Annotated in this window: 9 protein-coding genes; 8 read left to right on the top strand and 1 reads right to left on the bottom strand. The window is 32.2% G+C overall.

What is annotated here, in order from left to right:
* The 3 genes from LDL23_RS00195 to LDL23_RS00185 form a co-directional block, all read left to right on the top strand.
* A partial coding sequence (locus tag LDL23_RS00195; protein ID WP_291263897.1) for a vitamin B12 dependent-methionine synthase activation domain-containing protein occupies positions 1-1,630 on the top strand: 1,630 nt, incomplete at its 5' end.
* A 76-nt stretch (positions 1,631-1,706) separates the two neighbouring features.
* Entirely contained in the window at positions 1,707-2,663 is a 957-nt protein-coding gene (gene metF / locus LDL23_RS00190) for a methylenetetrahydrofolate reductase [NAD(P)H] (RefSeq protein WP_291263896.1), read from the top strand.
* A gap of 464 nt (positions 2,664-3,127) precedes the next feature.
* Complete coding sequence (locus LDL23_RS00185; protein WP_291263895.1) at positions 3,128-3,517, top strand: hypothetical protein; 390 nt, start codon at positions 3,128-3,130, stop codon at positions 3,515-3,517.
* A 51-nt stretch (positions 3,518-3,568) separates the two neighbouring features.
* Here LDL23_RS00185 and gldA read toward each other — a convergent pair whose 3' ends face one another.
* On the bottom strand, positions 3,569-4,471 hold the full coding sequence (gldA, locus tag LDL23_RS00180; RefSeq protein WP_291263894.1) for a gliding motility-associated ABC transporter ATP-binding subunit GldA: 903 nt from the start codon (positions 4,469-4,471) through the stop codon (positions 3,569-3,571).
* A 265-nt stretch (positions 4,472-4,736) separates the two neighbouring features.
* Here gldA and LDL23_RS00175 point away from each other — a divergent pair, with 265 nt between their 5' ends.
* From LDL23_RS00175 to dtd, 5 genes are all read left to right on the top strand, one after another.
* Entirely contained in the window at positions 4,737-5,564 is an 828-nt protein-coding gene (locus LDL23_RS00175) for a prephenate dehydratase (RefSeq protein ID WP_291263893.1), read from the top strand.
* Positions 5,565-5,606: 42 nt separating this feature from the next.
* On the top strand, positions 5,607-6,689 hold the full coding sequence (locus LDL23_RS00170; protein ID WP_026725905.1) for a bifunctional 3-deoxy-7-phosphoheptulonate synthase/chorismate mutase type II: 1,083 nt from the start codon (positions 5,607-5,609) through the stop codon (positions 6,687-6,689).
* A gap of 65 nt (positions 6,690-6,754) precedes the next feature.
* Positions 6,755-8,410 (top strand): hypothetical protein, encoded by a 1,656-nt coding sequence (locus LDL23_RS00165; protein ID WP_291263892.1) that lies wholly within the window; start codon positions 6,755-6,757, stop codon positions 8,408-8,410.
* Between the two features lie 117 nt (positions 8,411-8,527).
* Positions 8,528-9,505, top strand: coding sequence for a ribosome small subunit-dependent GTPase A (rsgA, locus tag LDL23_RS00160; protein WP_291263891.1), 978 nt, complete (start codon positions 8,528-8,530; stop codon positions 9,503-9,505).
* 67 nt (positions 9,506-9,572) lie between these two features.
* Positions 9,573-10,000, top strand: a 428-nt coding sequence (dtd, locus tag LDL23_RS00155) for a D-aminoacyl-tRNA deacylase (RefSeq protein WP_291263890.1), incomplete at its 3' end; no start/stop codon positions are given.

Raw genomic sequence — 10,000 nt, 5'->3', positions numbered from 1 at the left:
AGCACGTCAATTAGTTGAGAAGCCAATCGAAGTAATCGAAAATCACCTGATGAACGGAATGAATGTGGTTGGAGATTTATTCGGAAGCGGAAAAATGTTCTTGCCTCAAGTAGTGAAATCGGCTCGTGTTATGAAAAAAGCGGTGGCCTATTTACTTCCTTATATAGAAGCTTCAAAAGACGGAAAATCGTCTTCGGCCGGAAAAGTGTTGATGGCAACTGTAAAAGGTGATGTACATGATATAGGTAAAAACATTGTGTCAGTAGTTTTAGCTTGTAATAATTTCGAAATCATCGATTTAGGTGTGATGGTTCCACCCGAAAAAATCATCGAAACTGCAGTTAAAGAAAATGTAGATATTATTGGGTTGAGTGGTTTGATTACACCTTCATTGGATGAAATGGTGTATTTGGCCAAAGAAATGGATAAATTGAACATCAAAATTCCAGTAATGATTGGTGGTGCAACCACTTCTCGTGCGCACACTGCTGTGAAAATTGCTCCTGAGTATAAGGAAACGGTGGTTCATGTGAATGACGCCTCTCGTGCAGTGACAGTTGCAACGAATTTACTACAACCCGATACAAAACTTACCTATGCAAAATCGCTTCGGCAAGAATATGATTCGCTTCGTGAAGGGTATTTAAATAGAAGTCGCGAGAAAAATTTCTTATCCATAGAAGAAGCAAGAAAAAATAAATTCAAAATCGATTGGAATAATTATGAACCGGTTAAGCCAAACTTCATCGGCACAAAAACTATAGAAGTTGAGCTGTTGGAATTAGTAGATTTTATCGATTGGACACCATTCTTTCAATCTTGGGAATTGTACGGAAAATTTCCAGCTATTTTGACTGATGAAATTGTAGGAGAACAAGCAACTAATCTTTTTGATGATGCACAAAAAATGCTTACTCAAATTGTTTTAGAAAAGTGGCTTACCGCAAAAGGAATCTTAGGGGTTTTTCCAGCGAACACAATAAATGATGACGATGTTGAGGTTATTGCTTCAAGCGAAGTTGAGAAATTTTTAACCCTTCGTCAGCAATCACAAAAAACAGTGGGAGTTCCAAATATCGCTTTGGCAGATTTTATTGTTCCAAAAGAAATTGGTAAACAAGATTACATTGGATGTTTTTGTGTTTCAACAGGTTTTGGAGTTGATGAAAAAGCTTCTGAATTCGAAAAACAATTAGACGATTATAATTCCATTTTGGTAAAAGCTTTGGGAGATAGATTAGCAGAAGCATTCGCAGAATACTTGCATTTAAAAGTTCGAAAAGAAATTTGGGGTTACGCTTCGGATGAGGTGTTGTCAAATGACGAATTAATCAAAGAACAATACAAAGGAATTCGTCCTGCTCCAGGTTATCCTGCTTGTCCTGACCATTTAGAAAAACCAACGATTTGGAAATTACTAAATGTGGAACAAGAAATAGGAGTAAAGTTAACTGAAAGTATGGCGATGTGGCCAGCAGCTTCAGTTTCGGGCTATTATTTTGCTAATCCAGAAAGTAAATATTTTGGCTTGGGAAAAATTAAAAAAGACCAATTAGAAGATTACGCCAAAAGAAGAAATATAAGTATTGAATTAGCCGAAAAATGGCTATCACCCAATTTAGCAGATTAATTTAAGGTATTGGGTAAAAGGTATTAGGTAAAAGGTTTGCCTATAACCCAAAACCCAAAATCCAAAACCCAAAAAGATGAAAGTAACGGAACATATACAAAACGCCAACGGAAAACCTTTGTTCTCCTTCGAAATTTTACCGCCTTTAAAAGGGCAAAACATTCAATCGATTTTTGATAGTATCGATCCATTGATGGAATTCAAGCCACCGTTTATTGATGTAACCTATCATCGTGAGGAATATGAATTCAAAGAATTAGAAAATGGTTTACTTCAGAAAAAAGTAGTAAAAAAACGTCCAGGAACGGTTGGTATTTGTGCTGGAATTCAGAATAAATACGAAGTAGATGCTATTCCACATATTTTATGTGGTGGTTTTACTAAAGAAGATACAGAGAATTTATTAATTGATTTGGATTTCTTAGGAATTGATAATGTAGTTGCGCTTCGTGGTGATGCGGTTAAAAGCGAAATTTACTTCAAACCCGAAAAAGAAGGTCATGCCTATGCTTCGGAATTAGTGACGCAAATCAGCAATTTGAATAAAGGAATTTATTTGGACGAAGATTTGCAAAATTCAACCAAAACCGATTTTTGCATTGGAGTAGCAGGTTATCCCGAAAAACACATGGAAGCACCAAGTTTAGATAGCGATATTCATTTCGTAAAGCAAAAAATTAAAAACGGAGCCGATTATATTATTACCCAAATGTTTTTTGATAATAAAAAATTCTTCGATTTTGTGGCCAAATGTAGAGCGGCTGGAATTACGGTTCCAATAATTCCGGGATTAAAACCTATCGCAACCAAAAAACAATTGAATTTAATTCCGCATCGATTCAGTTTAGAGTTGCCTGATGATTTAATTATGGCAGTTGTAAAAGCAAAAGATAATGAAGCTGTAAAGCAAATTGGAATTGAATGGTGTACCCAACAAAGTAAAGAGTTAATCGCAGCTGGAATTCCCGTTTTGCATTATTACTCTATGGGAAAAGCAGAGAATGTTAAGGCAATTGCCAGAGAAATTTTTTAAATTATAGTTCTTTTTAAAGTTAGGTCTCCTAAGTATTTTGTGCTTAGGAGATTTTTTTTTTAAACCAATTTGGTTTTTTATTCGTAAATAAAGTAAGTGTTTTGAAAAGTGTATTTTAATTAATTGTAACCGTTAAGATTTAAAATTAACAAATTGTTATTTTAAAAGGAAGATGATTTTTAATTAGCTATTTAGTAATAAATTTATCGACGAAAAACATATAAATTCGATTAATAGCATTTTGCTTTTTTTAAAAAGTGTATTTTTTCGAATTCTTCTGTTTTTTGACTGTTTTGAGAGGTTAAATTTATATTTATGTAGCTTTACAAAACTTTATTTAAATATAATTCAGTTAAAATGTTAAATAGTTACACTAAACTATATTAAAAACGGTTGTGGTTAAAAAAAATATATTTTTTATTGAAAAAATAATTGTAAATTTATAATAATAAAAAACTAAACCCATGAAAAAAATTATCTATTCATTCGTAATTTTATTCATTTCCCAGTTAACCTTCGCAAATGAATTGGATTCTATCTTAACAAAGGCTAGATCACTTACCGAGAAGAAAAATTATACTGAAGCAATTAAAGAGTATGAAAATTACATTAAATTGTCGAAAGGTCAAAATTTAAAAGACGTGTATATAGAAGTGGCAAATTGTTACTTTTATCAGAATAAAAAAGAGGTTGCCGTAAAGTACATCAAAGAGGCCATTACCAAACATGGTTTTACGGAAGAAGATTTCATTTACAATTCGTTGTTAAATGAAGATTTGTCGAGTTACGCACTTTCTGTGGTTTACGATGATTACGACAAACTCAGACAAAAGTATTTGGTAACTTTAAATTAATGTTACAATACTTTTAAAATCTCCTTACAGTTTAGTTGTAAGGAGATTTTTTTATTTTCTAGTTGTTTTCTCTCTAAAAATTTGTTCCAAGTTTTTACTTTTCAACACAATTTGTAATGTTCTCAAATGGTTCGCTTGTGCAAAATCAAATAATGCTGGTCGCATATCTGTCGCTGTAGTAAAAGTTAGTTCCCAAACTAAATCATGCGAATTTTTTGCTGATTTTAAATTTGGAAGAGAAGCAAAAATAGTTTCATCTACTTTTTTGTCAAATTCTACTTCGATAATTTGTTCCGCTTCTTCGGCAACTAAATTGTTTAGTTTTTCATCCGTTACGATTTTCCCTTTGTCAATAATGATGATTCTATCGCAAATCGCTTCCACTTCTTGCATAATGTGCGTCGATAGAAAAACCGTCTTGTCTTTTCCAATGTTTTTAATCAAATCACGAATTTCTACCAATTGATTTGGGTCTAAACCTGTTGTTGGTTCATCTAAAATCATCACATCTGGATTATGTAACAAAGCGGTTGCTAATCCAACACGTTGACGGTAACCTTTTGATAATTCTCCAATTTTCTTGTGACTTTCAGGCGTTAATCCTGTCAAAGCAATTACTTCGTCAATTCTTGATTTCGCAACTTTATGTAAATCGGCATTAAAAGCCAAATATTCTCTCACATATAAATCCAAATACAACGGATTGTGTTCTGGTAAATACCCAACCGATTTTTGTACTTCTTTTTGTGCCGAAGTTACATCGTGTTCGTTTACAACAGCTGTTCCGCTATCTGCCGTTAAATAAGTTGTCAAAATTTTCATTAAAGTGGATTTTCCGGCACCATTTGGACCTAAAAAACCTACGATTTCTCCTTTTTTTACAGAAAAACTAACGTTATCCAATGCTTTTTGGTCTCCGTAATTTTTTGAAATATTTTGAACTTCTATCGACATAGTTTGTAAATTTTAGCAAAAGTAACTTTTTTTAAAAGAACTCAAATTTATTTAAAAAAGTATTTCGTTTTCATTTTTTTATTACTTTTACGTAATCAAATAATTAATAGCTTAATGCTTACCAATAGTACATTTTTATATAACAATTCTTTTTATTTCTTCTGGAGACAGATGAGGGATTGTTGTGCTATTATATAAATGAAAGAAATTTATTTTATAAACATACAATCCCGATGCAAATCGGGATTTTTTTTTGCTCAAAATTATGGGAATTAAAATCGCAATTCAGGGAATTCAAGGATCGTTTCATCATCAAGTAGCACATCGTTATTTTGGTGATGCGATTGGTTTGGATGAATGCAGTTCGTTTCGAGACGTGGTCAATAGTTTGAAAACCAATCAATCCGACAAAGCTATCATGGCGATAGAAAATTCAATTGCAGGCGCTATTTTACCAAATTATGCCTTAATCGATTCATACGATTTGCATATTATTGGCGAATATTTTTTAGATATTCACATGAATTTGATGGTGTTGCCTGGTCAAAAAATTCAAGATATCAAAGAAGTGCATTCGCATCCAATTGCTTTGCTGCAATGTGCCAATTTCTTTAGTCAATATCCGCATATTAAATTGGTCGAAAGTTCGGATACTGCAATTACTGCAAAGCGAATTCAGGAAAATCAATTGAAAGGAATCGGTGCTTTAGCTGGACCAGTAGCTTCCGAAATTTACAATCTGGAAATTATTGCAGATGGAATTCACACGGTAAAAAGTAATAAAACGCGTTTTGTAGTTTTAAAAGCATCGAACAAAGAAATTTCAAAAGAACTCATCAATAAAGCATCAATAAAATTTGAATTAGATGATACGCCAGGTTCTTTGGCAACGGTTTTAAATGTGTTGAATAATTGCAAATTGAATCTAACAAAAATTCAATCGCTTCCTATTATCGAAACGCCTTTTACCTATGCTTTTTTTGTGGATGTAGTTTTTGAAAAATATAAACATTTTGAAAAAGCGAAAAAAATAATGGAAATCATGACAACGCATTTCAAGGTGTTGGGCGAATATGAAAAGAGTAAACAATAATAATTTAAGAATAAGTAGTAATTTTACAGTGAAAATATGGTTATGGAAAATAAAAAAGAATTACGCACTTGGTTAGATGATTTTCATTTGAATCATCCACTGGTAATTGCAGGACCTTGTAGTGCTGAAACCGAAGAACAAGTTTTAAAAATAGCACACGAATTGAAGAATTCTGATGTTTCTATTTTCCGTGCAGGAATTTGGAAACCTCGAACACGTCCAGGTGGATTTGAAGGTGTGGGCGAAATCGGATTGAAATGGTTGCAAAAAGCCAAAGCAGAAACCGGTTTGTTAATGGCAACGGAAGTCGCTACGGCAGCTCACGTAAAATTAGCATTGGAACACGATATTGATGTTTTGTGGATTGGCGCTAGAACCACCGTAAATCCTTTTGCCGTTCAAGAAATCGCAGATGCTTTGCAAGGAACAGATAAAATCGTTTTATTAAAAAATCCTGTAAATCCTGATTTGTCTTTATGGATTGGTGGTTTAGAGCGATTGTATAACGCAAATATTAAGAAGTTAGGAGTAATTCACAGAGGATTTTCTACTTACGAAAAAACAAAATACCGCAACAATCCAGAGTGGCAAATAGCAATTGATATGCAAAATCGTTTTCCCGATTTACCTTTGATTTGCGATCCTTCGCACATTACCGGAAAGCGCGATATGATTCAAGAAGTGTCGCAACAAGCTTTAGATTTGAATTATGATGGATTAATTATTGAAACGCATATCGACCCAGATAATGCTTGGAGTGATGCTGCTCAACAAGTAACTCCAGCTACATTAAAACAAATGTTCATCAATTTACGCGTTAGAAAAGTGTCGGATGATGAAAGCGAATACAATCAAAAAATGGCAAAACTGCGCATGCAAATTGATGAGTTTGATGGAAAACTGTTAGAAATTTTGGGTAACCGAATGAAAGTTGCCGATAAAATCGGATTGTTAAAGAAAGAAAAAAATGTGGCTATTTTACAAAACCAACGCTGGAACGAAATCTTAGGAAAAATGATTTTAGAGGGCGAAGAAAAAGGTTTGAGTAACGAATTTGTAATGCAATTGTTTAAAGCAATTCACCAAGAAAGTATTACACATCAAGAAAAAGTAATTAATAAATAGATTTTTTTAGAAAATATTCTTACATTTTTTGTAATATCGCGCCACAAATCTTTTAATAATAAATAATGAAAAAAATTAATCTGTTTTTGTTTGCTTTTGTGCTTGGGATTCAATTCTTAGTTGCTCAAAACAAAATAGACAAAGTGTCTTTAACTTATGGAGAAGAGTTAGCAGACGATAAACAAAAAATCGTTAAAATCGTTGGAGAATCTAATAACAAAATCTTTGCTTTAGCTATAAAAGGAAAAGATGATTATTTCATAAAAATATTTGAATCGGGTTCAATGAAACTTATTTCATCTAATCCAATTGTAATTCCTCAAATTAGCGACAAAGAAGTTGATTTTGAAGAAATTTTTCTTTTAAATGACAATCTTTATGTAATTGGTAGTGTTTACAATAAAAAAGATAAAATTTTTAATTTAGTTGCTACACAAGTTTCTGATAAAGGTGTTTTAAGTAAATCTCCAGTGGTATTGTTTGATGCTGAAGTTGCAAAAAAATCAAGCAGAGGCGATTTTTATTTCAAGTTATCTCCAGATGAAGGTGCTTTGTTAGTTATGCATACTTCATTGTTTTCAAAAGAAGATGCGGTAAAATATGAAGTAAAATTGTTTGATGACAAAATGGGGACTTTGTTCTCAAATACTGAAAAAGTTAAGTTTGATGACAGTAAGAAAGATTATGAATTTACAATTTCTGATTTTGAAGTTAATTTTCAAGATGATGTTTTCTTAGTAGTTAATGAAAGTTACAGAGATTCAAAAAAGAAAGAACAAATTGAAAAATTTGAAATCCATACTTTCAAAAGAAATAACGGATACAAAAAGGAAATCGTAAATATTGATATTAAAGGGAAAGAAATTATCAATTGTAAAATGATTTCTACAAATAAAAATACTTTAAAAATAGTTGGTTTTTATTCAAGTGTAAGAGAAAACGGAAAAGCAAATAAAGAACTTAAAGGAGTTTATAACGCAACTATTGATTTAAATACGAATGCAACTAATGCAGTAAAGTTTAATGAGTTTGATTATGCAACAAAAGTTAAACTATTAGGTGAAAGAAGAGCTAAAAAAGGAAAAGACGTTAAGCCTTTCTATAATATAACAACTATTATTGAAAAAAATGATGGTGGTTTAATCGTATTGTCTGAATTTCAGTATGTTTATGTAGGTCAAAGTTCTGGTATTGGGCCATTAGCGGCAACACCTGTAACGTACACTAAAAACGAAATTATTATTACAAGTTTAAAAGCAGATGGTACATTTGAATGGGGTAATGTTTTACCAAAAGAACAATCTGCAACTGTAACTACATTGTCAATTGGATTTGGATTTGCCGGAGGTAACGGAAGTTTTGCAGTTGGTGGTTCAATTCAAATTCCATTAACACAATTAGGAAAAGGTCCTGAATATTTAGGAGCAATTCCTATTTACAAAAATGGGGTACTTAATTTACTTTTTAACGATAACGTTAAAAACAAAGGTGTGACTAATATTGATGATATTAAATCCTTAGGTAATTATAACAATGCAATTCCAGCATTATTCATTTTCGATTCTAACGGAAATATGACAAGAAAAGATCCAGAAGAAGTAATTAAAAATGAATTGGTATTGCGTCCTGGAGTATATTATAGAAAATCAGACAAAGAATTTATCGTTTACTCTTCAAGAAAAAGTAAAGATAAGTTAGGAAGAATGATTTTAGAAGAGTAATAAAAAAGGCTACCAAGAGTAGCCTTTTTTATTGCCTTAATTTTCAATAGAAACATTATCTTTGCAAGATATAACGAAGTTGAATCGGTTTTTCAAACTTCTAATTTTTACCTTTTAATGACAGGAATCGTTTATAAATCTACTGGAAGCTGGTACACCATTAAGACAGAAAATGGTGCTTTTTTAGAGTGCCGTATAAAAGGTAAATTTAGAATGAAAGGCATCAAAAGTACCAATCCTATTGCGGTGGGCGACGTTGTAGATTACGATATTGAAAATACCACTGATGAAACCACTGGAGTAATCACGGCGATTCATGATAGAAAAAATTACATCGTTAGAAAGTCGGTAAATTTATCGCATCAAATGCATATTATCGCATCTAATATTGACGTGGTTTTTTTATTGGTTACCATTAATAATCCACCAACAACCACAAGTTTTATCGACCGATTTTTAGTTACCGCTGAAGCTTATGGAATTGAAGCCGTAATTGTCTTCAATAAAATAGATACGTTTGATGACCCTACATTAGACGAACAATTATATTTACAACATGTGTATTCTTCAATAGGCTATAAATGTTTACGTGTTTCTGCTAAAGATGGAAAAGGAATTGAAGAACTTAAAGCATTAATGAAAGACAAAGTTTCTATGTTTTCAGGACATTCGGGTGTTGGAAAATCAACTTTGGTAAACACTTTAGAACCAGGATTGAATTTAAAAACCAAACAAATTTCCGAATCGCATGCACAAGGAAAGCACACCACAACTTTTGCTGAAATGTTTGATTTGTCTTTCGGAGCTAAAATTATAGACACTCCGGGAATTCGTGGTTTTGGAATTGTCGACATGGAAAAACAAGAAATTGGGGATTATTTTCCTGAATTTTTTGCTTTGAAAGACCAATGTAAATTTAATAACTGTTTACATAAAGAAGAACCGCATTGCGCCATCAAAAAGGCATTGGAAAATGACGAAATTTCGTGGTCGCGCTATAAAAGTTATACCCAAATTTTAGAAGGCGACGAAGAACAATATCGCGCCGATATTTACGATGCCGAAAGAAGGGCAAGTGACGAAACCAGAAAATAATTTGTTTTTACGGATTTCCGTAAATCTTTTCTGATATTTTTCATATTTTTGATGTTTATACATTAAAATGAAAGCAGTAATTCAACGAGTTTCCGAGTCATCAGTTACAATAAATAAACAAATTGTAGCTCAAATTCAACAAGGTTTATTAGTTTTAGTCGGCATTGAAGACGCCGATAATCAAGAAGATATCAATTGGTTAACCTCTAAAATAGCCAATTTAAGAATTTTTGAAGACGAAAATGAAGTAATGAATTTGTCGTTAAAAGATATCAATGGCGAAATTATTGTAGTTTCTCAATTTACATTGCATGCGGCTACAAAAAAAGGAAATCGTCCTAGTTATATCAAAGCCTCTAAACCCGAAATTGCTATTCCTCTTTATGAATCTTTTGTGCAACAAATGGAAATTGAATTGGGCAAAAAAACACAAACAGGTCAATTTGGAGCCGATATGAAAGTGAGTTTGATTAATGACGGACCTGTAACTATAAT

This window comes from Flavobacterium sp., from assembly GCF_020217025.1.
In the GTDB taxonomy this organism is placed as follows: domain Bacteria; phylum Bacteroidota; class Bacteroidia; order Flavobacteriales; family Flavobacteriaceae; genus Flavobacterium.
Note: the sequence above shows the minus strand (reverse complement) of the source record. Positions and strands in the feature narration are given on the sequence as shown.